This window comes from Acetobacter sp. AAB5 (assembly GCF_050106715.1).
GTDB lineage: Bacteria > Pseudomonadota > Alphaproteobacteria > Acetobacterales > Acetobacteraceae > Acetobacter > Acetobacter oryzifermentans.
In genome coordinates this window covers 20,357-45,780 of record NZ_JBNIEW010000013.1, presented here as the reverse complement: position 1 = coordinate 45,780, position 25,424 = coordinate 20,357, and the positions used below count along the sequence as shown (strand labels likewise).

At 53.6% G+C, this 25,424-nt stretch carries 22 protein-coding genes; 10 read left to right on the top strand and 12 right to left on the bottom strand.

Features of this window, described 5'->3' with window-relative positions; genetic code table 11:
- Window position 1: 1 nt before the first annotated feature.
- Window positions 2–697: a tetratricopeptide repeat protein gene (locus ACP7IZ_RS11590; RefSeq protein ID WP_426849322.1), complete on the bottom strand. Its 696-nt coding sequence runs from the start codon at window positions 695–697 to the stop codon at window positions 2–4.
- Between the two features lie 156 nt (window positions 698–853).
- The gene (locus tag ACP7IZ_RS11585; protein ID WP_426849321.1) at window positions 854–1,249 is read right to left on the bottom strand and encodes a hypothetical protein; all 396 of its coding nucleotides are present in this window, start codon (window positions 1,247–1,249) and stop codon (window positions 854–856) included.
- A gap of 149 nt (window positions 1,250–1,398) precedes the next feature.
- On the opposite strand from ACP7IZ_RS11585, the gene ACP7IZ_RS11580 reads away from it, so the two are divergent.
- The 5 genes from ACP7IZ_RS11580 (at window position 1,399) to hisI (ending at window position 6,497) form a co-directional block, all read left to right on the top strand.
- Window positions 1,399–2,304 carry a glycosyltransferase family 9 protein gene (locus tag ACP7IZ_RS11580; protein ID WP_426849356.1) on the top strand — a complete coding sequence of 302 codons (906 nt, stop codon included), beginning with the start codon at window positions 1,399–1,401 and terminating at the stop codon, window positions 2,302–2,304.
- Window positions 2,301–3,362, top strand: a complete 1,062-nt coding sequence (locus ACP7IZ_RS11575) for a glycosyltransferase (protein ID WP_426849319.1) — start codon at window positions 2,301–2,303, stop codon at window positions 3,360–3,362. The genes ACP7IZ_RS11580 and ACP7IZ_RS11575 overlap by 4 nt, the downstream gene beginning before the upstream one ends.
- Window positions 3,363–5,123 carry an asparagine synthase (glutamine-hydrolyzing) gene (asnB, locus tag ACP7IZ_RS11570; protein WP_426849317.1) on the top strand — a complete coding sequence of 587 codons (1,761 nt, stop codon included), beginning with the start codon at window positions 3,363–3,365 and terminating at the stop codon, window positions 5,121–5,123. It begins immediately after the preceding gene.
- Window positions 5,124–5,205: 82 nt separating this feature from the next.
- Window positions 5,206–6,081 (top strand): YgfZ/GcvT domain-containing protein, encoded by an 876-nt coding sequence (locus ACP7IZ_RS11565; RefSeq protein WP_426849315.1) that lies wholly within the window; start codon window positions 5,206–5,208, stop codon window positions 6,079–6,081.
- On the top strand, window positions 6,078–6,497 hold the full coding sequence (gene hisI / locus ACP7IZ_RS11560) for a phosphoribosyl-AMP cyclohydrolase (RefSeq protein ID WP_426849313.1): 420 nt from the start codon (window positions 6,078–6,080) through the stop codon (window positions 6,495–6,497). The genes ACP7IZ_RS11565 and hisI overlap by 4 nt, the downstream gene beginning before the upstream one ends.
- A 6-nt stretch (window positions 6,498–6,503) precedes the next feature.
- Here the strand turns inward: hisI and lpxB are convergent, their stop codons facing one another.
- A complete protein-coding gene (gene lpxB / locus ACP7IZ_RS11555; protein ID WP_426849311.1) occupies window positions 6,504–7,691 on the bottom strand; it encodes a lipid-A-disaccharide synthase in 1,188 nt (395 codons plus the stop codon).
- A gap of 184 nt (window positions 7,692–7,875) precedes the next feature.
- Here lpxB and ACP7IZ_RS11550 point away from each other — a divergent pair, with 184 nt between their 5' ends.
- Complete coding sequence (locus ACP7IZ_RS11550; protein ID WP_426849309.1) at window positions 7,876–9,333, top strand: SulP family inorganic anion transporter; 1,458 nt, start codon at window positions 7,876–7,878, stop codon at window positions 9,331–9,333.
- A gap of 64 nt (window positions 9,334–9,397) precedes the next feature.
- On the opposite strand, the gene ACP7IZ_RS11545 is transcribed toward ACP7IZ_RS11550, so the two are convergent.
- A complete protein-coding gene (locus tag ACP7IZ_RS11545) occupies window positions 9,398–10,018 on the bottom strand; it encodes a sulfite oxidase heme-binding subunit YedZ (protein ID WP_426849307.1) in 621 nt (206 codons plus the stop codon).
- A gap of 224 nt (window positions 10,019–10,242) precedes the next feature.
- Here ACP7IZ_RS11545 and ACP7IZ_RS11540 point away from each other — a divergent pair, with 224 nt between their 5' ends.
- Window positions 10,243–11,118: an NAD(P)-dependent oxidoreductase gene (locus tag ACP7IZ_RS11540; RefSeq protein WP_426849305.1), complete on the top strand. Its 876-nt coding sequence runs from the start codon at window positions 10,243–10,245 to the stop codon at window positions 11,116–11,118.
- Here ACP7IZ_RS11540 and ACP7IZ_RS11535 read toward each other — a convergent pair.
- Window positions 11,067–11,921, bottom strand: a complete 855-nt coding sequence (locus ACP7IZ_RS11535; protein ID WP_426849304.1) for a squalene/phytoene synthase family protein — start codon at window positions 11,919–11,921, stop codon at window positions 11,067–11,069. The two genes, ACP7IZ_RS11540 and ACP7IZ_RS11535, sit on opposite strands and share 52 nt — an antisense overlap.
- A 194-nt stretch (window positions 11,922–12,115) precedes the next feature.
- Here ACP7IZ_RS11535 and ACP7IZ_RS11530 point away from each other — a divergent pair, with 194 nt between their 5' ends.
- The 3 genes from ACP7IZ_RS11530 to ACP7IZ_RS11520 all read left to right on the top strand — a co-directional run bounded on the left by ACP7IZ_RS11530 (window position 12,116) and on the right by ACP7IZ_RS11520 (window position 16,315).
- A complete protein-coding gene (locus ACP7IZ_RS11530; protein ID WP_035350597.1) occupies window positions 12,116–12,724 on the top strand; it encodes a superoxide dismutase in 609 nt (202 codons plus the stop codon).
- A 254-nt stretch (window positions 12,725–12,978) separates the two neighbouring features.
- Entirely contained in the window at window positions 12,979–15,594 is a 2,616-nt protein-coding gene (gene clpB / locus ACP7IZ_RS11525; RefSeq protein ID WP_426849303.1) for an ATP-dependent chaperone ClpB, read from the top strand.
- A gap of 88 nt (window positions 15,595–15,682) precedes the next feature.
- Window positions 15,683–16,315, top strand: a complete 633-nt coding sequence (locus ACP7IZ_RS11520) for an NUDIX hydrolase (RefSeq protein ID WP_426849301.1) — start codon at window positions 15,683–15,685, stop codon at window positions 16,313–16,315.
- A 56-nt stretch (window positions 16,316–16,371) separates the two neighbouring features.
- Here ACP7IZ_RS11520 and hflX read toward each other — a convergent pair whose 3' ends face one another.
- The 7 genes from hflX to dusB all read right to left on the bottom strand — a co-directional run bounded on the left by hflX (window position 16,372) and on the right by dusB (window position 25,364).
- Entirely contained in the window at window positions 16,372–17,718 is a 1,347-nt protein-coding gene (gene hflX / locus ACP7IZ_RS11515; RefSeq protein WP_426849300.1) for a GTPase HflX, read from the bottom strand.
- A complete protein-coding gene (gene hfq / locus ACP7IZ_RS11510; RefSeq protein ID WP_003624011.1) occupies window positions 17,672–17,956 on the bottom strand; it encodes an RNA chaperone Hfq in 285 nt (94 codons plus the stop codon). The genes hflX and hfq overlap by 47 nt, the downstream gene beginning before the upstream one ends.
- Window positions 17,957–18,033: 77 nt before the next feature.
- Window positions 18,034–19,425, bottom strand: a complete 1,392-nt coding sequence (locus ACP7IZ_RS11505) for a sigma-54-dependent transcriptional regulator (protein ID WP_087636059.1) — start codon at window positions 19,423–19,425, stop codon at window positions 18,034–18,036.
- Entirely contained in the window at window positions 19,415–21,679 is a 2,265-nt protein-coding gene (locus ACP7IZ_RS11500) for an ATP-binding protein (protein WP_426849297.1), read from the bottom strand. Before ACP7IZ_RS11500 ends, ACP7IZ_RS11505 begins: the two co-directional genes overlap by 11 nt.
- Before the next feature lie 9 nt (window positions 21,680–21,688).
- Window positions 21,689–23,131, bottom strand: a complete 1,443-nt coding sequence (gene ntrC, locus ACP7IZ_RS11495; protein WP_006116463.1) for a nitrogen regulation protein NR(I) — start codon at window positions 23,129–23,131, stop codon at window positions 21,689–21,691.
- A 56-nt stretch (window positions 23,132–23,187) separates the two neighbouring features.
- Window positions 23,188–24,297 (bottom strand): two-component system sensor histidine kinase NtrB, encoded by a 1,110-nt coding sequence (locus ACP7IZ_RS11490; protein ID WP_426849295.1) that lies wholly within the window; start codon window positions 24,295–24,297, stop codon window positions 23,188–23,190.
- Entirely contained in the window at window positions 24,294–25,364 is a 1,071-nt protein-coding gene (dusB, locus tag ACP7IZ_RS11485) for a tRNA dihydrouridine synthase DusB (protein ID WP_006116461.1), read from the bottom strand. Before dusB ends, ACP7IZ_RS11490 begins: the two co-directional genes overlap by 4 nt.
- Between the last annotated feature and the right edge of the window lie 60 nt (window positions 25,365–25,424).

Below are 25,424 nucleotides of genomic sequence, written 5' to 3'. Positions count from 1 at the left end.
ACTAGCCTGCTGTCGGATCAAGGGCCTGCATCATATCCTGCGCCCGGTTGCGTACGCCCTGAGGAACATCCTGCGCAGCCTGTAGCGCTGCAAATTTCTGCCGAGCCTCTGCCACATGCCCTTCGCGCACATCCAGAACAGCCAAGGCCTCCATGGCCAAACCATTCCACGCCTTACCTTTGCCAGTAAGCAGCGCAAGGCGAGAGCGCAGCGTAGCAGGCTCTCCCGAATCCAGCTGTTTTTGGCACCACAGCAAGGTTGCCAGATCACGCAGTGCAGAATCCGCATTAGGGTCCTTCTGCACGGCATCCCACGCGGCCAGCGCACCTTTTACATCACCCCGCGCAGCCTGCACGCCTCCTTCCTGCAAACGGGCCAGAACAGCCACACCTTTTGCATCGGAAGAGGCTAATTTCTGCAACGAAGCCAAACCCGCCTGCGCGGTAGTGGTAAGATCTACCGTGCCTGATGAAGGAGTTGAGGGCAGATGGTCTGTCTGCCGCAAGGCTGTAAGATACGTTCCTGTGGCTTCCAACGCCTGAGATTTCTGGCTGGAAACATGCCAAGACCACGCACCAATGCCTGCAAGCACGGCCACAACCAGCCCAAGGCCAGCACCGGCATAGCGCTTTGCTGCCATACGCAGGCGCTCGGCCTGCATTTCCTCATCAACTTCCTTGAAAAGATCCTCTGCCACGGTCTGGCCTGTTCCTGTCTGCTGGCGTTCTGCCTGACGGCTTTGTGTTACCGTCTATCTGCCTCAGCCGGGGGTATCATACAAGTCATACAGGCAATCAGCCTGATGGCGGCTCTTTTACTGCTGTACCAGAAAACAGCCGCCCTGCCGAAAACTTTAGTGCTCTGCCTTCTGTAATTTGCTGCCACCGGCCTTAAGAGCCGTGGTTAACTTGGTGAAATTACCAGCAATACGTTTTTGCACGGTGCTGCTGCCCTCATGAATATGGGCAATTTTTTCACGCGCTTCGTTGCTAATAGCTGTTTCTTCCTTAACGGCTGCCTTGGCTACACAGCTGTTATAGGTGCGTGCTGCTTTTTCGTAAGCACTTACCTTATCAACACTGGCGTTATATTTATCAACGGAAGACACTTCTACAGAAGGTGCAACAGGTTCTGCGCCACAGGCGCTGGCTGTCCACATTTTGTCTGCTGCCTGAGCAGGCAGGACAACTATGCCGCACAACTGAGCCGCTGTAAGCCCGGCGATAAGATAAAAACCTTTCCTAATCATTCCTGTATCCCCGATTCAGAGCAGAGATATTTTTTCTGCCCAGTTTATAACTCTATCATCAGCAAACGCTTCTTGCACAGGCAGCGCAAATGTCCACACCTGCGCGCACTGGGTTGGAAAAAAAACCGGAAGACAGTATAGGCGCGATAATGCGCATTCTTTTCATCACGGCCACACGTCTGGGCGATGCCGTGCTTTCTACAGGCCTGCTGGCATATCTGCACCAACGCTGGCCAGATGCGCGGTTCACCATAGCATGTGGGCCTGTTGCTGCCGGGCTGTTTAGTGCGTTTCCCGGACTCGAACGCACCATTGTAATGGAAAAGCGTCCCTATGATCTGCACTGGTTTGATCTGTGGAAAGCCTGCGCACCTTTAAAATGGGACATCACGGTGGATCTGCGCGGTTCTGCCGTTACTTTTCTTTTACGCTCTGGCCGACGGTTTATTATGCGCGGAGGCCGCCGTGCAGGCGCACGCATTACACATTTGGGAAGTGCCCTAAACCTTTCCCCCCCTCCGCTCCCTACTGTTTGGGTCAGCCCGGCTGATCGCGCAAAAGCACAGCACATTATTCCTGATACCTCGCCCATTATTGCCTTAGGCCCTACGGCAAACTGGACAGGAAAAATCTGGCCAACAGAGCGCTACCTGCCCTTGTGGCAACGCCTTTGCGCTGCATACCCACAGATTCGGCCTGCCATTTTCTATGGCCCGGGTGAGCAGGAAGCTGCGCTGGCGCGCCCTGTTCTGGAGGCTTTGCCCCATGCCATTGATGCTGGAGGCCATTTTTCCCTTACGGAAGTTGCTGCCATGCTGGCTCGCTGCCGCCTGTATATTGGCAATGATTCGGGCCTGATGCACCTGGCTGCCGCAGCGGGCACACCCACTTTGGGGCTTTTTGGACCATCTCGTGCATCGGAATACGCACCTTCTGGCAAAAGTGCGCGCTGGATTGCCGCCCCCGGCCCAGAGGGTGAAGCCCCCATAGCCGGGTTGGATGTTGCAGATGTGGCCACAGCAGCGCTCTCCCTTCTTAAGGAAACCGGCATATGATGAATGATACTGCCAACAGGCTGAACACGCAGCCCTTGAAAGTTGCGCATATTATGGCCGGTGCTCCCACAGGCGGGGCAGAGCTGTTTTTTGAGCGCCTATGTATTGCACAGGCTGCCGCCGGGCTTTCTGTTCTGCCTGTTATCCGCACCAATCCGGAACGTAGCCAACGTTTACGTGCAGGCAACCTTACGCCGGTGGAACTGCCTTTTGGCAACATGCTGGATATACGCACCCGCATGGGCCTGCGCTCTGCCCTTAAAGAGTTTTCCCCTCGCGTTGCCGTTGCCTGGATGAACCGTGCCGCACGTTTTGCCCCTCAAGGCAATTGGGTGCTGGCTGGGCGGTTGGGAGGATTTTATGATCTTTCCTATTATCGCCGTTGTTCTCATCTTATCGGCAATACGCATGGGCTGGTACGCTGGATGCGTGAGCAAGGCTGGCCCACCAACGCCGTGCATTACCTACCCAATTTTGCCACGGACCTTGCTGCCACACCGCCTGTATGGCCCACATTTTTGCCGCAGGGTACGCCCTTCCTATTGGCATTAGGGCGGCTACATAAGAACAAGGCTTTTGACGTTCTGATCCGTGCCATGAAGCATGTGCCTCACATTCCACTTGTTATTGCCGGAGAAGGGCCAGAGCGCGCAGCGCTGGAAGCACTTGCCCAGCAGGAAGGCGTGGCTGAACGCGTATTTATGCCCGGTTGGGCCAACCAACCCGGAGGCCTGTTACGCGCCTGCTCTGCCATGATCTGCCCTTCCCGGCACGAGCCATTGGGCAATGTTGTGATTGAAGGATTTTCAGCCTGCAAACCCGTTATTGCTGCTGCCTCTCAAGGGCCAAGCGAACTCATCCGTAATGGTGAAAACGGCCTACTGGCTCCGGTAGAAGATGCAAATGCTCTGGCAGCACAGATATGCACTGCGCTGGAAACACCAGACCTAGCAACCCGTATGGCGCAGGCCGGCCGCAGGGATTATGAAACAACCTATGCTGTCACACCCGTTTTGGATGCGTGGCATAAGTTCTTGTCCACGGTGGAGGCTGGGTAAATGTGTGGCATTGGGGGGCTGATTTATACGCCCGGCACGCAGCCATGTTCCGAATCGGTTCTGGAACGTATGGCGCAGGCCTTAGGCCATCGTGGCCCCAATGGGATACATATTGCCCGGTTGGGCCGTGCAGATATGGTGCATACACGCTTAGCCATTATTGATCTGGAAGGTGGAGACCAACCCTTAACCAGCGGTGATGGTACGCTTGTTGCCAATGGTGAAATCTATAACGACCCACAAATTCGCCAGCAGATCGGGCCAGAGCATTTTCAAACCGGGAGTGATTGCGAATCTCCCCTGCTTTTATGGGAGCGTAACGGATGCACCTATACGCGCGGGCTGCGTGGCATGTATGCCATTGGGCTGTACGATAAAGCCCAGCAGGAGCTTCTGCTCTCGCGCGATCCATTTGGTATCAAACCACTTTATTTTACCGAATTTTCAGGCGGCATTGCCTTTGCATCCGAGCCTGCTCCTTTAATCGCCTCTGGCCTTGCCCCGCGCGCCATTGCACCTGCTGTGCGAGATGAACTGCTGCAACTTCAGTTCACCACAGGGTGGGAAACAATCTTTCCCGGTATTCAGCGCGTTATGCCCGGAGAAACCCTGCGCATTAACCAAGGGCGCATTCTAGACAGGCAACGGCAATCACCCATTCCGGCCCACGCGCCTTTATTTACCTCTGAGGCCGAGGCCCTGAACCATCTTGATACAACCTTGATGGACAGCGTGTATGCGCATGAGCGTGCAGATGTGCCATTTGGGCTGTTTCTTTCTGGCGGAATAGATAGCGCCTGTCTGTTAACGGCCATGAGCCGCCTTCCCCGCACCATGCCTTTGCGCACATGGACAGCTATTTTTGATGCACCGGGGGCAGCAGATGAAGCGGATGCCGCCAGCGCATTGGCCAAGCACGCCCGCGCAGAGCATGAAACCTTGCGCATTACAGCAGATATGGTGTGGCAGCACCTACCTGCCATTGTAGCCTGCATGGATGATCCGGTTGCGGATTACGCCATTATTCCCACATGGTTTTTAGCTCAAAAAGCCGCACAGGACGTTACCGTTATCCTTTCGGGTGAAGGGGGGGATGAACTGTTCTGTGGCTATGGGCGTTATCGCTCTGCCAACCGCCCGTGGTGGAAAGGCAAGCGGCGCATGTGGCGGCGTGGTATTTTTGATAACATGAATATTCTGCGCCACCACCCGGCCCATTGGCGTGATGGCATAGCCGCTGCAGAAATGGCCGCCGCAGATGCCTCAACACCGCTTTCCCGCCTGCAAGCTGTGGATATTGCAGAATGGCTGCCAAATGATCTGCTTATCAAGCTGGACCGGTGCCTTATGGCGCATGGGTTAGAGGGCCGCACACCGTTGCTAGACCCCGTTGTGGCCCAAACGGCATGGCGCCTGCCCGATTCCATGCGCCTACGTGATGGCAAAGGGAAATGGCTTTTGCGCAAATGGTTACAACGACACAATTCTGCTGCACGCCCCTTTGCCCCCAAGCAAGGTTTTACTGTGCCGATTGGCACATGGATCCGGCAAAAAGGTACGCACCTCGGAGATCTGGTGGCGCGGCAGGAATGTATTGCAGAAATTGCCCGACCAGACCGTGTAAAAGCCCTATTTCGCGCAGCAGATAACCGCAGAACGGGAGCAGCCGCATGGACACTTTTGTTCTACGCTTTGTGGCATCGGACACATATTCGCAATCTTCCGCCAGAAGGCGATGTGTTTTCTGCTCTAAGTCAGTAAGGTTTGAACAGTTTCTGTTCCTTATCTCAAAAGCCCCTTCTCTTCCTTCGGGAAGCCTTTGTTCTTTTATGGGAGAATGTAAATGCCTTCCCCAACACATATAACCCGGCTTGAAAACCGCACTGTTCTCAAGCTTTCTGGTGCTGACCGCGTGCGTTTTCTGCAAGGTCTGGTTACGGCGGATATTGCTGCGCTGGAACCGGGTGATGCCACATGGAGCGCTTGCCTGACCCCTCAAGGCCGCTGGCAAGCAGACTTCTTTGCAGTTTCAGACCCTGATGATACCTGCCTGCTGTTAGATTGCGCCACAGAACAGGCCGAAAACCTGAAGACCACTCTCCAGCGCTTTCGCCTGCGTTCAGATGTTCAGCTAGAACTCACCGCCCTGCCCGTGCATGTGGCGTGGGGAAACCCACCGCCAGACAGTGTGTTGGAAAATGCCATTAGCTTTCGGGATCCTCGGTTAGAAGGCGCTGGATGGCGGCTCATTGATGCCGCGCCGGATACTCCCATAACTGCTACAGAACAGGACTATAATCTGCACCGCATCATATTGGGGCTGCCAGATGGTGTGCAGGATTGCGAAGTAGGCCGCACTTTGGCAGCCGAAGCCAATCTGGACCTTCTGGGCGGCGTATCGTGGAAAAAAGGCTGTTATATGGGGCAGGAAGTTACGGCCCGCATGCATTACCGCACTCTGGTAAAGCGCCGCCTAATGCCTGTTGCAGCCACATCCCCCCTGCCCGCACCCGGAACGCCCGTGCTGTGCAACGGTGTGGAGGTAGGCACATTGCGCTCATCCCAAGATCATGTTGGGCTGGCATTACTAAAAACAGAAGCCGCCAATAACCAACTCACCTGTGCCGAACATCCGCTTGTAGTCCGCCTACCTGCGTGGCTGGAAACAGCACTTAAACCTCAAACACCTTCTGATTCTAATCCTACGGAAAAACCATGACTTATATTGCCCCACCAGCAGCAGAACTGGATGCCATGCTGGATGTTGTAAAATTTGATACCTCTGGTCTGGTAGCCGCCATTGCCCAGCAGCACGACAGCGGCGAAGTGCTGATGATTGCATGGATGACGCGTGAAGCCCTGCGCGAAACATTGGAAAATGGGCGTGTCTGCTATTATTCCCGTAGCCGCCAGAAACTCTGGCGCAAGGGTGAAACATCTGGCCAAATCCAGCACCTTATTGAAGCCCGGCTGGATTGTGATGCAGATGCCGTGTTGCTGCTTGTGAACCAGATTGGCGTAGCATGCCACACCGGCCGCCGGAGCTGCTTTTACCGGGCGTTTACACCAGACGGCCTAAAAGAGCTGACAAAGCCGGAAATTGACCCCAACCAGCTTTATCACAAACACAATTAAACACGTTTAACCGAGCGTCTTAGCCGTATTTTTACGGTTAAGAACCTCCAAAACAGCTTCTGCTGCGGCATCGGCTGGCAGTTGGCCCTGTGGCCCTTCCAGCCCGTGCAGAAGCGTAGCAAAAGCCTGTTTCTGAGCGTGTGCCACATCTGTATTTTCAAACAGAATTTGCACTTCACGCGCCAACACATCTGCGCGGCACTGCTCCTGCAAAAGTTCGGGCACCACAGCACGGCCTGCTAACAAATTCACCATGGCTACAAATGGCACTTTAATAAGCCGACGGGCAAAAAAGGCTGTTATGGGGTTAACCCGATACGTCACAGCCATTGGCACACCGGCCAGAGCCAGTTCCAAGGTAGATGTGCCAGATTTGGTTAACGCGGCCCCGGCTGCGGCAAAGGCATCGTGCTTGTCATGAATATCCGTGACGATAATCGGCTTTACGGGCCAATCCTGCGTGGCCCGTTCCACTACATTTGCCACAACCGGAGAAACCGGCACTACAGGCACCACGTCTGGCATGGATGTTTTAAGCAGACGCAACATCTGGCCAAAAACTGGCAGCAAGCGCGGTGCTTCTGAACGGCGGCTACCGGGCATGAGCACCAGTATTTTGGCACTTTGTGGCAATCCATGCTGGATACGAAACTGCGCCGCATCTCCATCCTTTGCGCCGGATTGTAAAACCGGATGGCCTACAAAGCGGGTTTTCAGACCATGCTTGCTAAAAAACTTTTCCTCAAACGGTAAAAGGCACAACAACTCTTCCCATAGACCGGGAAATTCCTTCACCCTTTTTTGCCGCCATGCCCAAACCTGCGGTGCAACATAATGCACGCGCGCAATGCCTAAACCGCTTATTTTTTTAAGAAGCCTAAGGGCAAAGCCGGGGCTATCTATGGTAATCACTAAATCCGGTTTTTGGGCTGCAATATCCTGCGCAGCTTCATCCAGCCGAGCGGAAAGCTGACGCACGCGGGGCAAAACTTCCACCAGCCCCATAACCGCCAGATCCCGCATGGGAAACAAGCTTGCCAGCCCTTCCTCTTGCATACGCACGCCCCCTACGCCTGCAAAGCGCATCTTGGGCATACGGGCGCGCAAAGCATGCATAAGGCGTGCGCCCAATACATCGCCACTGGCCTCACCAGCCAGAATCCAGACAAGAGGAGAGGAAGAAGGAGAAACCATGCATCACGCATAAAACGCCGTAACACAGAGCACAATCATCTTATCTGTGCAGTGCGGTAGGATATCTCTAACAAGGCATGTATATCTTGCAAATAATGCCTCAAAAGTCTTTCCTGCCCCGAAACACTTTTGGTGCCCGATGAATGCGCCTCTCCACACTCAACCAAGGGACAACCAGTTTCTCGTGACAGTTAAAACCTATATTCATGAATGGACAGACCAGCCCGTCCGCAATGTTCTGGCCGGCATGGTTGGCACTTTTGCACTTATTCCAGAAGTTATTGCTTTTTCTTATGTGGCTGGGGTTGCGCCCTCTGTGGGGCTATTTGCCTCGTTCGTTATCAGTATTGCCATTGCCATTACGGGTGGCAGGCCGGGCATGATTTCCGGGGCTGCGGGGTCTGTTGCCCTTGTTGCAGCCGAGCTCGTGCATAGCCACGGCCTGCAATATCTGCTTTTGGCCACACTGCTGGCGGGCGCGTTCCAGATTATTTTCGGTTTGCTGCGTTTGCAAAGCATGATGCGCTTTGTCTCGCGCGAGGTGGAAACCGGATTTGTAAACGCGCTGGGTATTCTTATCTTTTCCGCGCAGGTGCCGCAGATGCTGCACGTTACGTGGCATACTTATGCACTTATCGCACTTGGGCTGGCTATTGTTTACCTTTTGCCGCGCATTACCACGGCTGTACCTTCCCCTTTAATCTGTATTCTTGTGCTAACAGGCATTACTTTTGCGGTACCTATGCCTGTGCATGTGGTGTCTGATCTGGGAGAACTCCCCTCCGGCCTGCCGCATCTCACTTTGCCAAATGTGCCTTTTTCGGCAGAAACTTTTAAAATTGTGCTGCCTTATGCGTTTGCCATGGCCATGGTGGGCCTTTTGGAATCCCTCATGACAGCCACTGTGGTGGATGAATTAACAGACACGCACAGCAACAAACGCATGGAATGCACCGGGCTTGGTTTTTCCAATATCATGGTGGGCCTATTCGGCGGCATGGCTGGTTGCGGTATGATTGGGCAAACAGTTGGTAACTTGCGGTATGGCGGGCGTGGCCGACTTTCCACCTTTACGGCTGGGGCATTTTTGCTGCTATTGCTGGTTGTGTTGCACCGCTTTGTAGCCCAAGTACCTGTTGCTGCACTGGTGGCCATTATGATTATGGTGTCTGTCAGCACATTTTCATGGTCTTCCCTACAAGATCTGGTAAAGCATCCGCGCCTTTCTTCTACCGTCATGCTGGCCACTGTTTTGGTGGTGGTGTTAACGCATGATCTGGCGGCAGGCGTAGCCTGCGGTGTGTTATTGAACGGGCTGTTCTTCTCTTTTCAGGTTATGAAACTTGTTCAGGTAAGCAGTACATTTTCAGAAAGCAACAACACGCGTACCTACTACGTGCATGGGCAAATGTTCTTTGCCTCAGCCAGCGTTCTTGCCGATGCTGTGGATTTTCAGGACACAGCTTCAACCATCGTAATTGATCTTGAAGATGCCCATATCTGGGATATCAGCGCAGCAGATGCCTTGGAAAAAATTGCATCTCGCCTAAAAACACGCGGGAAAACAGTTTCCATTATCCATGCTGATCAACGGGCAGAAAAACTTCTAGCCTCTTTGGGCCATGATACCTTGCTGGCCTAGGCCATTTATACAACAGAACAACCTTTAAAAAGGAGGCACGAATTTTTCATGCCTCCTTTTTATTTCAGGATTTTTTAAGCCCGGGTTTTGGCACAAGCCGTAAACCCAACACACATGCCGCTACAGCTGCATATATAAAAGGTTCAATATACCACTGCTTAAATGCAATGGCGTAATGGATACATGCCAAAACCATGGCGACATATACCAGACGATGCAAACGCGCCCATTTTTTACCCAACCGTATAATGGATTTGCGTGTAGATGTTGCTGCCAACACAATCAAAATAGAAAATGCAAGTAGCCCGAATGTCAGGAATGGCCGTGTTAAAAAGTCTTTCCATATCCGCTGGACATCAAACCCGCGTGCCCACCAGAAATAAAGCGTAACGTGCAAAGCTGCGTAACTGAAAGCCAACAGCCCAAGCGGACGGCGATAAACCATTAAATCAATTTTCAAAAACCGCTTGAGCGGCGAAATCATGAGAGAAACAAGCAAGAACCGAAACGCATAACGCCCGAATTCATGCAAACAGGTCTTAAATGGATTTGGCCCCAGATCCCCCGAAAAAGCACCAGCCAGATAAGAGACGGCTGGCAGCATGAACAGCACATACAGCAATACCTGCCGCGTAAGGGGAGAAAGGCGAAACCGCCGGCTTCGGTCTGGGGTGGGCGATGGCATGGGGTTTTCTGTTCTCCACTGTTTGAGGCACCGCAGCCACTTACGCTGAGTGCATGATTACCCTTACAAAATCAGCCTTATTGCGCAAGAATACTGTGCAATCGTAACAAATTACATCACGCCCAGACACGTAAACGCGAACAGTGTTTCCCAAACCTATCCAAGACATATCTTGCTATTCAGGTTTATAATTCTGCTCATACAAACAAAAAGGTTCATTCAGCATGACAACTCAGCAGACAATCGGTTTTATTGGGTTTGGCGCCATGGCCAGCCGTATGGCTGCTCATCTAGAAAAAGCCGGATATGCAACCCTTGCCTATACTCCCTCTGGCAAGGGAGGTGATGGCGTAACCCGTTTTCTACCCACTCCGGCAGAAGTGGCCAGCAAGGCAGATATTGTTCTGGCCTGCGTGCCGGATGATGAGGCCCTTGCCGCCAGCATGTACGGGCCACAAGGCGTTCTGGCAGACATAAAGGCAGATGGTTTACTGCTGAATACCAGTTCCGTTTCTCCAGAAGCCGCAGATGCCCTGCAAAAGGCCGGACAGGAAAAAAAGATCTGCGTTATAGATTGTCCGGTATCTGGCAGCACACCAGAAGCAGAATCTGCCAACCTGGTTATTCTGGCCGGTGGAGATGATGCCGCCATTGCGCGTGCTCAGCCCATTTTTGATAAAATTGGCCGCATTACCATTCATGCTGGGCCATCTGGCAGCGGTGCGCGCCTTAAACTGGTGATCAATGGCATTATGGGCGCCGGACTGGCCGCTGTGGCAGAAGGTATTGCCTACGGGCTGGCCGCTGGGCTGGATCGTTCCATGCTGTTTGATGCGCTGGATGAAATGGCTGTTATTTCTCCGCACCACAAGCGCAAGATCAAAATGGCTAAGGCAGGAGATTTCTCCCCCCAGTTCCCCGCTCGCCTGATGCAAAAAGACATGCGCCTGCTTATGGATGCAGCAGCCCGGCTGGCTGTTCCTGCACCTACGTTGGCAGCCGTTACGCAGCAACTTTCCCTTGCCCGCCGCGCGGCAGAAAATGCTGATTATTCGGTTCTGATTGGCGTGATGGAAAAAATTGTCGCCAACGACGCCTGAATACCAGCGCGGCATACAGCAAGCCTGTCCCCTATTCCGCGGGGCAGGCCTGCCTGCTCGCTCCCACGCGCCAGATCACGCTTTGCCAACACCGCAGGCAAAGCGGCTTTACGGCATTGCGGCTCCAAAGCCTCAAAATCACATTCTTGCAAAAATGTCTTTCCTGCCTGCCTTAGCTGTTCCTGCGTGCCGGGAAACAAAAAACGGCCACTCCCTGCAAGCAACGGCCAATGCCTTAACATGGAGCCAGCCCCGTAGGCCGCCCCTCCGGCTGCCAAGCGTTGTAGCGTACCAGAATCCTGCACACCCAGAAGTTCGCCTACCGCCTGTTGGAAAGCGCCAGCGCCATCGCGCATCATAAGCGCCCAGCGCTCTACATCTTGCGTGGTCTCCAGTTCCATTTCCCGCGCAGCAATCATTCTCAGGCACGTTTCACGTTGCACTTGTCCGGATTCCACAAGCATCATAAGTGCGGGGGCCAAAATATGTTCTGGCTTACGTTGCTGCTCCAGCACCTCTCGCCACCATTGCAGGCGAATATACCCAGCCATTGGCCCTGCCACAGATGCAGAACGTGCGGGAGCCAAAGCGCGAATCAGCTCATTATGGAAAGCCAGAAGAACATAAGCGGCATCACGCACAGAAGCCGGCAGAAACCATAAACACAGCGCCCGGTCCGGGTCTGCCTGCACAGCTTTTTGCACCTCCATTGCAAGAGGCTGATGTTCCTGCTGCGCCATAGGCCCCGATATCTCCCTTACCCAAACGTAGCTTGATGTGCGGGAAACCTGTGCATGGCCCATGCGTTTGAATTATCCCGCTTTCCTAACGGAAGGCCCTTATTGTACGCCCTACTGGCAAGGCAAGTTTCCGTGAGTATGGCTGCGCAAGGCACATGTCATGCGCCTTTCCCTTGACGCATCTGCCCTGCGCCCATAGCTCTGGAACTCAGGTGTGTTCCCTCACACGCCCCGCCTTTAGAATACGGAGTATTAAAATGGCTTTTGAACTGCCTGCCCTCCCCTTTGCTCCCACCGCACTTGGCCCACGTGGCATGTGCCCAGAAACGCTTGAATACCATCATGGCAAGCATCATCTGGCCTACGTCAACACCCTGAACAAGCTGCTGGAAGACAAGCCCGAATTTCAGGGTAAGTCTTTGGAAGAAATCATTCTGGCTGCCCACGGCAAAGCAGACCTTACCGGCCTGTTCAACAATGCTGGCCAGCATTGGAACCATTCCTTCTTCTGGAACTGCCTCTCCCCCAACGGCGGTGTGATGCCAGAAAAGCTGGCTGCAAAAATTGCCGCCGATTTTGGCAGCATTGACACCTTCAAAGAAGAATTCCGCAAGGCTGCTGTTTCTCAGTTCGGTTCTGGCTGGGCATGGCTGGTTCTGGGTAAGGATGGCAAGCTGGCCATCACCAAAACCCCTAACGGCACCAACCCGCTGGCCGAAGGCCAGGGCAAGGCCCTGCTGACAGTGGACGTGTGGGAACATTCCTACTACCTGGACTTCCGCAACCGTCGTCCGGACTACGTCACCAACTTCCTGGACAAGCTGGCGAATTATGAATTCGCTGAAGCCCAGCTGAACGCGGCGTAAGTTTTCCTTACCGGGAAAACACTAAAGGCAGCACCTTACCGGGTGCTGCCTTTTTTATTGGAAACTCTGCTTCTTCAAGGTGTTCTGCCCGCACCATCTACCACCCATGCACGAAAACGCATCACGCCCCCTTGATTGTCTCTCTCAACATTCCAATCTCAATTTATGAAGAATGAGACCACGCTGACATTGCCTGCATGGGGTGCCAGCAGGGCCTTCAGTCGCCTGATGTAAAAGGGACAAGAGGGATTATAATGGATATTGCAAAATTTACAGATCGTTCACGCGGCTTTTTGCAGGCTGCGCAAACAATAGCTTTACGTGATTTTAACCAGCAGCTTACACCAGAGCATCTGCTCAAGGCCATGCTGGATGATAATGAAGGGGCTGCTTCCTCACTTATTCGCAGTGCTGGCGGCAACCCGGAAGCTGTAAAAGCCGCAACCGAACAGGCTTTGGCAAAACTGCCAAAAGTTCAGGGCAGCGGTGCAGGCCAGCCAGCAGCAACACCGGAACTGGTGCGTATTCTGGATAATGCAGAACAAACTGCCCAAAAAGCTGGTGATAGCTTTGTTGCGCAGGATAGGCTGCTTGTAGCCATTGCCGCATCTGATACGCCAGCAGGCCGTGCATTAAAAGAAAACGGTGCCTCTGCTGATACACTTGAAAAAGCTATTACGACTATTCGCAAAGGACGCACAGTGACCAGCGAAAACGCTGAAGCCAATTTTGATGCACTTAAAAAATATGCCCGTGATGTCACGGAAGTTGCTCTTAAAGGCAAGCTAGACCCCGTTATTGGGCGTGATGAAGAAATCCGCCGTGCTATTCAGGTTTTGGCCCGCCGTAGCAAAAACAATCCGGTTCTGATTGGTGAACCCGGTGTGGGTAAAACCGCTATTGTGGAAGGCTTGGCCCAGCGTATTGTTAATGGCGATGTGCCCGAAGCGCTGAAAAACAAAAAACTGCTTTCTCTGGATATGGGCGCACTGGTTGCTGGCGCCAAATATCGCGGTGAATTTGAAGAACGCCTGAAAGCTGTTCTGAAAGAAATTGAATCCGCCGAAGGCCAGATCATCCTGTTTATTGATGAAATGCACACGCTGGTTGGCGCAGGCCGCACCGATGGTGCGATGGATGCCTCCAACCTCATCAAGCCGGAACTAGCCCGCGGCACACTGCACTGCATTGGCGCCACCACGCTGGATGAATACCGCAAGTATATTGAAAAAGATGCAGCCCTTGCCCGCCGCTTCCAGCCGGTATTTGTGGGTGAGCCTTCTGTTGCGGATACAATCTCTATTCTGCGCGGTATTAAGGAAAAATACGAACTCCATCATGGTGTGCGTATTACCGATGGCGCGTTGGTGGCCGCGGCTACACTTTCCAACCGCTACATCACAGACCGCTTTCTGCCCGATAAAGCGATTGATCTGATTGATGAAGCCGCAAGCCGCCTGCGTATGCAGATTGACAGCAAGCCCGAAGAACTGGACGAGCTGGACCGCCGCATCATTCAGCTAAAAATCGAACGTGAAGCCCTGAAGAAGGAAGATGATACGGCCAGCAAGGATCGCCTGGAAGCCGTAGAAGCTGAACTGGCTGATCTGGAAGAAAAGTCCAACACGCTTAGTGCCGCATGGCATGCAGAAAAGAACCGCGTAAACACCATTCAGAAACTACAGGAACAGCTTGATCAAGCACGTTCCGATGTAGAAGTGGCACAGCGTAAAGGTGACTTGGGGCGCGCATCTGAACTGATGTATGGCGTTATCCCCAACTTGCAGGGCCAGATTGCAGAAGCTCAGAAAACAGAAGAAGAAACCGCCAAAAAAGATGATCTGGTTTCCGAAGCTGTTACGGATCAGGGCGTGGCTTCTGTTGTGTCTCGCTGGACTGGCGTGCCGGTTGACCGGATGCTGGAAGGTGAACGCGCCAAGCTGCTACGTATGGAAGACGAACTGCGTAAATCCGTGGTTGGTCAGGAACAAGCTCTTAAAGCTGTTTCCAACGCGGTGCGTCGTGCCCGTGCTGGCTTGCAGGACCCCAACCGCCCGATTGGTTCCTTCCTGTTCCTCGGCCCAACAGGTGTTGGTAAAACAGAGCTGACCAAAGCGCTGGCCCGCTTCCTGTTTGATGATGATAAAGCCCTGCTGCGTATCGACATGAGTGAGTTCATGGAAAAGCACGCAGTGGCCCGCCTGATTGGTGCCCCTCCGGGTTATGTGGGGTATGAAGAAGGTGGCGTGCTGACAGAAGCTGTGCGCCGTCGCCCCTATCAGGTCATCCTGTTTGATGAAGTGGAAAAAGCACATGAAGATGTGTTCAACATTCTGCTTCAGGTGCTGGATGATGGCCGCCTAACGGATGGGCAGGGCCGCACGGTAGATTTCCGCAACACCCTTATCATTCTCACCAGTAATCTGGGTTCTGAATATCTGGCCAACCTACCGGATGGGGAATCTCCTGACATGGTGCAGGCACAGGTGATGAAGGTTGTGCGTGAGCACTTCCGCCCTGAGTTCCTGAACCGTCTGGATGAAATCATCCTGTTCTCGCGGTTGCAGAAAGCGGATATGACCAAGATTGTGGATATCCAGATTGCACGCCTGCAGCAGTTGCTGGATGATCGCAAAATCAGCCTGCACTTGGATAAACTGGCTGAAGCATGGCTGGCGAATGAAGGGTATGACCCCATTTACGGTGCCCGCCCGCTTAAAAGGGTTATTCAGCGCACGCTGCAAAACCCGCTGGCAGAACAGCTTCTGGAAGGTAATATCCTTGATGGAGAAACGGTTAATATCTCCGCCAATGGTGATGGCCTGCTGATTAACGGTAAAACCGCGGCACAAACAGAAGCAGCTATGTAATTTCTGCCTTGGCAGAGTGTGTTACACAAAACGGGAAGGCTTAGGCCTTCCCGTTTTTTATGAAACTTGCTGATCAAAGGAATGTAGAATGTCGGAACCTGTCTGGCTGGTATGGGCCAGAGAAATTCAGGCCATTGCCCAGACAGGGCTTACCTATGTGCAAGACCCGTTTGATAAAGAACGCTATGAAATGCTGCGCAATCTGGCCGCGCAAATGATGGCCGAAGGCAGCCATGTAGATGTGCAAAAAATAGAAAACCTGTTTAGCCAGCAATCAGGTTACGCCACGCCCAAGCTGGAAGTGCGCGTTGGTGTGTTTGATGCCCAGAACCGCTTGCTGATGGTGCGCGAAGTGTTGGACAGCAACCGCTGGACCGTGCCCGGTGGCTGGACAGATGTGAACCTGACAGCATCTGAATGTGCGGCCAAAGAGGTGTGGGAAGAAACTGGTTATACAGTGCGGATTACCAAACTAGCCATGGCGCTGGATCGGGCCCGCCAAGGGCATATGCCGCCAGAACCTTTTTCTGTCACCAAGCTATTCTTTCTGGGCGAAATAACCGGGGGTGAAGCTACCACCAGTATTGAAACAAGCGAAGTTGGCTTTTTTGCACAGGACAATATCCCGCAGGATATTTCAACCGGGCGCATTACACCGCACGAAATTACCCGGCTTTTTGCACATCAAGCAGACCCAGAGTTGCCTACAGATTTTGACTGAATAAAAAATCTGACATCAGGATTTTAAAAGTATTTATCCTGATGTCAGAGCTTTTTTTAAGCGATCATCGGTTGGATGTGGGAAAACTGGCGCTCAAACCGGGCGCGATCTTCTGTTGAAAGACGAACAGTAATATCTGTCTGTTCATCCTTATCTTCCCGCGCAACAACTTCACCGTGCTGATAAAGCCAAGCCGAGGCTGCTCCATCTGCCAGCGGCAAACGGTAACGCACCGTTTCCATGCCTTGTGTAATACGCGCATCAATACGTGCCAGAAGTGTTTCCAAGCCATCCCCTGTAATAGCGGAAATAGCAATGGTATCTTCTGTTTGCGGAATAGCTTCTGGGCCACCCAGCAGATCAACCTTGTTCAGCACTTCAATTATGCGTTCCGGCCAATCCTGCTCCAGCATGTCATCCTTCGCCATGCCTTCCAGAACACCCAGCACATCTTTTTTCTGGGCTGCGCTATCTGGATGCGCCACATCGCGCACATGCAGGATAATGTCTGCCTCTGCCACTTCTTCCAACGTGGCCCGGAAAGCCGCAATCAGCTCCGTTGGCAGATCACTGATAAATCCTACCGTGTCAGACAGAATAACCCTACGGCCAGAAGGCAGATCAATCGCGCGCATGGTAGGGTCTAGCGTCGCAAAAAGCTGATCCTGCGCATACACAGTGGCACCCGTAAGCGCATTGAACAGCGTGGATTTACCTGCGTTGGTATAACCCACCAAAGCCACCACCGGAAAAGGTACGCGCTTACGTGCCTGCCTATGCAACCCGCGTGTGCGCCGCACCTGTTCCAGATCTTTTTTAAGCCGCACAATACGATCACCGATCATACGCCGGTCAGCTTCAATCTGGGTTTCACCGGGGCCGCCAAGAAAGCCAAAACCACCGCGCTGGCGTTCAAGATGGGTCCACAAGCGCACAAGGCGGGAACGCTGATATTCCAGATGCGCAAGTTCAACCTGCAAGGTGCCTTCCTTTGTGGCGGCACGGGCACCAAAAATATCCAGAATAAGGCCGGTACGATCTATAACCTTACAACCGCATTCTGTTTCCAGATTACGCTGTTGGGCGGGGCTAAGCTTTGCATCCACCACCACCACATCAACCTGATCTGCCTTAACGGCAATACGCAGGGAATCTACCTGCCCCTTACCTAAAAGGGTAGCGGAACGCCTGCTGCGCAGAAGCAATACATCCTTGCGCACAATAACCAGCCCAATAGAGGCTGTTAGTCCCACGGCTTCTTCCAACCGTGCCTCTGCGGCCCGCACATCCTGCCCGTGGGCAGAACGCTCCCACGGCAGAATAACTGCCGCGCGGGTTGCTACTTTCTTTTTCTTTTCAGAGAAACTCGTCGCCAAGAGAAAGGTCCCTGTCTGCCTGCGCATCGGCAGTGTTGGAATCGGAAATATTGACAGGAATGCTGGGCATTACCGTGCTGATGGCATGCTTGTAGATAAGCTGGGTTTGTTCATCACGCCGTAAAAGAACAACCTCATCATCAAACCATGTAATAAATCCCTGTAACTTAACGCCGTTAACCAGAAACACCGTAACAGCCGCGCGTGAGCGCCGGATCTGGTTCAGGAACGCATCCTGCACGTTATATGCACTCTCTTTTTCCACAGTGTGAGGCCCTATTCCGTTCTCATTATTATATTTTAGCCGGACTGCCTGCCTAAAGCCTGCAACCTTGAAACATGTCAGCCCGCGCCTCGTTCCTCAGATGTTACACCAAGCTGCTTAAGTTTGCGATGCAAAGCGCTGCGCTCCATGCCCACAAACAGCGCTGTACGGCTGATATTTCCGCCAAAGCGCAAAAGCTGGGCTTGCAGATACTGGGTTTCAAACAGATCACGCGCTTCTCTTAGGGGTAGCGCCATAACATCTGTTGAGGCATCAAACTTCAGCAATGCGGGCGCACTTTCCCCCACAGTAGAGGGCAGCATATCTGCCCGAATGGGCTCTTGGCTGCTGCCGGGCTGCATAATCAGCACGCGTTCCATCAGGTTGCGCAGTTCTCGCACATTACCCGGCCAATCATAAGCCTGAAGGGCGGCAACGGCATCGGGCGAGAGTTCACGCGTAGGCAAACCAGCCATTTCTGCTGCGCGGCGCAAAAACATGGCCGCAAGCCCGGGAATATCATCCCGCCTTTCTCGCAGCGCGGGCATGCGCAGCGGCACAACTGCCAACCGGTAATACAGGTCTTCCCGGAAACGCCCGGCCATAATTTCAGCCTGCAAATCACGGTTGGTGGTAGCCAGCACGCGCACATCCACTTTAACGCGGGCATCACCCCCCAGACGTTCGAATGTCTGATCCTGCAAGGCTCTTACAATCTTGCCCTGTGTTTCCAGCGGCATATCTGCCACTTCATCCAGCAAAAGCGTGCCACCATGCGCGCGTTCCAGCACACCGGTACGGCGGCCTACGCCTTCTGTGCCGCCTTCAAGCCCGAACAGTTCTTCCTCAAACCGTCCTGGTGCCAGCGTGGCGCAGTTGAGCGCAACAAAAGGGCCATCCTCCCGCTTGGAGCGGGCATGGATCATACGGGCGGCCACTTCCTTGCCAGACCCCGGCCCACCGCTGATAAGTACGCGTGAACCTGTGGGGGCCACTTTTTCTATCTGGTTTCTAACGGCTGCAATCTGGGCGCTGTTACCGAACAGTTCCGTATCCTGCCCGGCTTTTATGCGCAGTTCTTCGTTCTCACGCGCCAGCCGCGAGGCCTCCAGCGCACGCCGCACAATAACCAGCAGTCTATCTGCCTGAAATGGCTTTTCTATAAAATCGTAAGCACCATGCTGAAGCGCCGCCACGGCTGTTTCAATTGTGCCATGGCCAGAAATCATGACAACAGGAACCGAAGATTCCTCGGCTTTCATGGCCTGAAGAATGGCCAGACCATCCATGTCTGACCCTTGTAGCCAAACATCCAGAATAACAAGTGATGGCCTACGAGCCCGAAAAGCGGCCAATGCGGTATCTGCACTGGCGGCTACGCGCGTTTCATAACCTTCATCACTCAGAATGCCCTCAATCAGCATTCTGATATCGGGTTCATCATCAACAATCAGGATTTCATGCGCCATGGTTGTCTTTCACCGACAAAATCAGAGTAGCCACAGTTCCTCTTTCTCCCGCTTTGTCTTCCAGACGCACTGTTCCACCATGATCTTCCATGATCTTTTTCACAATAGCCAAACCTAAACCAGTACCCTTGGCTTTGTGCGTCACATAAGGTTCCGTCAGACGATTTCTATCATCCGATGGAAGCCCAACTCCGTTATCTGCCACTTCTATGGCGATATCTTCTGCCCCTTCTATAATCCGAACCGACACTTCACCCTTTGTAGCGGGTGCTTGATCTGTAGCTTCGCCTTGTCTGGCTGTCATGGCAATGGCATCCGCTGCATTCTGCAAAAGATTAATAAGTGCCTGACTTATCAATCTTCTATCACATCGTGCTTTGGGGCCTCTGTCTGGAATATCCAGATGATAGGCAATTTCTGGGTGTGCGTTTCTTTGCAGAACCAGCACCTCACGCACAATACGCGAAATATCCTCATCTTTCATGACAGGCTGCGGCATACGCGCAAAGGCCGAAAACTCATCCACCATGCGCCCGATATCCCCCACCTGCCGCACAATTGTATCTGCACACTGCGAAAATGTATCGGGATCGGAAGTAATTTCTTTTAAAAAACGCCGCTTTAACCGTTCAGCCGCCAGTTGGATGGGTGTAAGCGGATTCTTGATTTCATGCGCAATACGCCGTGCCACATCGGCCCATGCAGCTTTACGCTGCGCCTGTTGCAGGGCCGTAATGTCATCAAATGTCATCACGTACCCTTCGGTAATCGTGCCCCGTAGCTCGGCCCCCAAACGCACCAACAAGGTGCGCTGGCTGGCTTGCTGACCTATCTGAATTTCCCGCGTGAGCACAGCATCTGGGGTTGTACGTGCTTCTTGCAAAAACTCGGAAAATTCCGGCACGCGTTGGGCCAAGGGCTCACCAATGGCATCCATTAAATCTGTTTGCAGCAAGACACAGGCAGCACGATTTGGCAGTTCGATATTCTGCTTAACGTCCAGCCCAATCACACCGGCTGAAACGCCAGAAAGCACGGCCTCTGTAAACCGCCGACGCTCATTGATCTGCCCATATGCAGCCATCAACTCCGAACGCTGGCTGGCCAGTTCTTCTGTCATGCGGTTAAAGGCGCGGGAAAGACTGGCAACTTCATCATCCCTGTCATTTTCAGGCACATGAACACCCAAATCCCCCTCACTTACCCGGCGCGCAGCTACGCTTAACAAACCCAGCGGACGCGCAATCTGGTTTGCCAGCGCCAGCCCGATCAAGGCCGCAGCAGCAAGCACCAGCAACGCCACCAACGCAAAGATCATGACAAATGTCAGCTGGATCTTGGCGCGGTTGTTGCTCAGCCGCTTGTAATCCGCCACCACCTTTTCCGTGCGATGCATGTGCTCCAGAATAGTTGGATCAACCAGCCGGGTAATGACCAGCATAAGCGCTGGCGTTTGAGAAAGTTCCACCACAGCCCGCACTGTGCGTTCATCTGGAGAATCCAGAATAGCCACATCGTTTGAGCGCGCCATAACCGTAGCCGCAGGAGGGGGCAGTTCCTGCAAATACCCCGTGCGGCTCATCAACCCGCCCGCAGCCACAACCTTGTTGGTAATGGGGTCATACACCAAGGCTTCTGTCAGCCCGCGCATGGTGGCCTGACTATCCAGCATTTGCGCCAAGGCATCGTGATCCTGAAACAGATCCATGCCACTGGCCGCCAGTTCGTTCTGGGCGCTCATGATGTAATTGGCCATCGAGAACGCATCTGTGCGGATATTAGCGTTATGTTCCACCAGATACCCGCGAGAAGCCTGCAAAGCTTCATTCAACGCTGTGTTAACCCGGTCTGAAAACCAGATCTGAATGCCGTAATGGAAAAACAGCGTTGCAAACGCGCCCACAACCAGCGTGGGGGCCACAGCCACAATGCCAAACAGCGTAACCAGCCGCACATGCAGCCGCGCCCCAGCCAAACCCTTCCGATGCTCGCGCACCATTGGGCCAATACGGATAGCCAAGGCCACCACAAGCAGCGCCAGCACCATACCATTCAGGAACAGCAGCAAGGGTTCAATCAGGGAATAATGCCCAAAGGACATCCCCCCTGAAAGCACTACAAACGTGGCAAACCCCAAACACAACGCCAACGCAGCAAGCGTAATGGCAACCGTTTTACGCTCCAGAGAACGCAAAAGCCAATGCAGGCGTGTGCGGGAAAGAAGGTGCCTTAGGGAGAACAGAAGCTGCTTCATACCTAAAGGTCAGACTACGCCACGAACGACAGGAATCTCAAGGTCTCGAATTTTTTTCCGCAATGTATTTCGGTTCAGGCCTAACATGGCCGCAGCTTTGATCTGGTTGCCGCGTGTTTCGGCCAGTGTCATCTGGATAAGCGGACGTTCAACTTCTGCAATAATCCGGGCATGCAGATCATGCAGCGGCACGCCATCCCGCCCGGCTTCCAGATAACGGGCGATATGGCGAGAAACAGATTCCGACAAGGGTTCCGCCGCCATAACGCTGTTGGGAATCGGATCATACGCCAGAGGTTCGGCCAGTTCTGCATCAATCACATCGCCAGTGATGGTTTCCTGAGAATACAGGGCCACGATACGGCGGATAAGGTTTTCCAATTCTCGCACATTACCTGGCCAGCGCCAGGCCTGAAGCCTTGTAATGGCACTTTCATCCAGGATTCTGTACGTTCCGCCATCATCCCGGCACTGAGAGAGAAAATGCCGCGCCAGTAGCGGAATATCTTCCAGCCTTTCCCGCAGTGGTGGCAGGCGCAACGGCACCACATTCAGGCGGTAATACAGATCCTCACGGAACGTACCTGCCTGAATAGCCTGCCGCAGATCTCTATGCGTAGCAGCTATAATGCGCACATCTGCACGCAAGGGCGTTGTGCCCCCTACTGTGGTAAATTCACCTTCCTGCAAAACACGTAGTAAACGGGTTTGTGCCTCCTGCGGCATGTCTCCAATTTCATCCAGAAATAGTGTGCCGCCTGTGGCCTGCTCAAACCGTCCGGGCATGCGGCCTAACGTGCCGCCACGTTCATACCCAAACAATTCGCTTTCAATCTGCTTGCGCGGAATAGCCGCCATATTAACGGCCACAAAAGGCCCACTTCTGCGCCGGCCGTATTCGTGCAATGCGTGAGCTACCAGTTCCTTACCCGTACCGCTTTCCCCTGAAATCATGACTGTGAGATCAGAAGTGGTCAGGCGGGCAATGCTGCGATAGATCCCCTGCATCACAACGGACTGCCCAATTAAAGGCAGGCGTTCTTCTGGCGGTTGATCGGCTGCTGGTTTTTCGGCTTCTTGCACTGGGGTTGTGAGCGCTCTTGCCACAACTGCCAGCAGCTCCTTTAAATCAAACGGCTTGGCCAGATATTCAAACGCGCCACGTTGCGTGGCTTTTACCGCTGTTGTGAGAGTTGATTGCGCGCTCATGACAATGACGCGCAGATCAGGCCGAAATTGGCGAATGCGCGTAACCAGATCCAGCCCACTGCCATCTGGCATGATCACATCCGTAATCACCAGATCCCCCTCACCTTCCTGCACCCATTGCCAGAGTGTGTTCACGGATGGTGTGGTTTGCACCTGATAGCCTGCCCGACCCAATGCCTGCCCCAGCACAGTGCGAATAGAACGATCATCATCAGCAACAAGAATAGTGGGCAGCGGTGTCATAACGTCTCAAACCAGATAAAAAGCTGAAAAACAGAACTGTTGCACAAAGGGGCATCTCACCCCGAATGCCCCATATGGTCGACAATCGGCAGAAACAAGCTGATTTCCGTACAGCCGCGGCGGCTTTCTACCTCAATAACGCCACCGTGGTCGTCCATCACCTTACCGACCAAAGCAAGCCCCAGCCCGCTTCCGTTTACCTTGGTGGATACAAAAGGCTCGAACAGATGCGGGCGCACTGTTTCGGAAATACCCGGCCCTGTATCCCGCACAGTGACAACCAGCGGAAGGTGCCGCCATTGGGCGGTGCCCGGCACAGCCACCCGAATACCGGGGCGATAGCTGGTAAGCAGCGTGATCTCGCCGCCTTTATCGGTATTGCGTATGGCTTCGGCTGCGTTTTTCACTAAGTTAAGCAAAACCTGCACCAACCGGTCCCGATCCCCCCATACATGCGGGAGGGAGGGATCATAACGCTCTACAATTTTGATACCCTTGGCAAAACCGTTGCTGGCCAGCAGGCGCACATGTTCCAATATTCTGTGAATATTGAGTGCCCGGAAATCCAGATTGGCTTCACCAAACATACCCATGCGGTCAACCAACGCATCAATCCGGTCAACCTCATCACAAATCAGGGTGGCCAGATCACGGTCTGCATCTGTTACGGCCTGTTCCAGCAACTGCGCGGCCCCTTTAATGCCAGATAGCGGGTTGCGCACCTCATGCGCCAGCATGGCGGCCAGCCCGGAAACGCTGCGGGCCGCAGAACGGTAGGCAAGTTGCTGATCCAGCATGCGGGCTGCGGAGGGCTCATGAAATGTCAGCAAAATGATGTCCGGGTAATCAGGCACATCAGCAGCCTGCACACTGACACCTTCATGATGAAAGCGTGGGGAACTGAACAGCAGTTCATGCTCTGTTACACTTCCACCACGGGTGCGCACATGCTGAAGCAGCAGGTAAACCGGATGGTCCTGCGGAACAACTTCTGCCAAACCACCGTGCCGTAACTGATGGCGAGACATGCCAAAAAACTCTTCTGCCGCCATATTGGCAGCAAGAATTGTATTTTGTGGCCCTATTTCCAAAACCGGAACGGGCAGACTGTCCAGAACAAGCGCCGCATCGGGCTGAGCAACCCCATGCGCTGCTTTTGCCTTCACGCCGCCTGAACCTGATCTTGCTGCTGCGCCATGGCATGGCGGGAAACGCGCGGCTCTCGCACCGCACCAGCCGCAATTTGCTGATCGTAAAAATCAGCAATCATGGCAATGGCTTCTTCTGGCGTTTCCACCCGATTAAACGCCGCGCGAAATGATGCCGAACCATGCAGCCCTGCCGAATACCAGGAGACATGCTTACGGGCCAAACGCAGGCCGGGGCGCTGGCCAAAGTGCTCCAGCATCATATTATAATGTTCTAGCACAATGGCTTTTTCTTCCGGCAATGCGGGATCGGGAATTTCCTGCCCCGTACGCAAAGCGTGTGCCACCTGCGCCAAAAACCACGGACGCCCATAACAGCCACGCCCGATCATCACCCCATCTGCGCCAGATTGCGCCAAGGCCTCCCGCGCATCTCCAACCGTAAGAATGTCACCATTCACGATAACGGGTAGATCTACCGCGTCCTTTACATTTTTCACAAAGGCCCAGTTGGCCGTGCCATTATAAAACTGCTGGCGCGTGCGGCCATGCACCGTAATCATGCGGATACCCACATCCTGCGCAATACGCGCCAGCACAGGGGCATTTAGGTGTTCATGATCCCAACCCATGCGCATTTTAAGGGTAACGGGTACCGGCACGGCTTTAACCACAGCAGCCAGCAAACGCTCGGCAGCCCCTTCATCCCGCATAAGGGCAGAACCGGCCATCTGGCCAACGGCCACTTTTTTAACCGGGCAACCAAAATTGATATCAATAAGATCTGCCCCGCGGCCTACGGCAATGCGCGCGGCCTCTGCCATGGCATCCGGGTCGCACCCTGCAAGCTGCACGGCATTTGGGCCACCCGCATCCGCCACCTCCGCCATACGCAGGGTGGTATCGTTTTCACGCACCATCGCCCAAGAGGCGATCATTTCAGAAACAACAAGACCAGCCCCCAACTTGCGTGCCAGACGCCGAAACGGCAGATCTGTCACGCCAGACATGGGAGCCAGAATGACAGGCGTATCCAAAACGATACTGCCCAGAGTAATGGGACGCAGGGTGGGTTGCGTATGCACTGTTATTTCCGTTTGCCTATGATTTAGGCAGAAATACAGCCACCCCGCGCCTTACGCAAC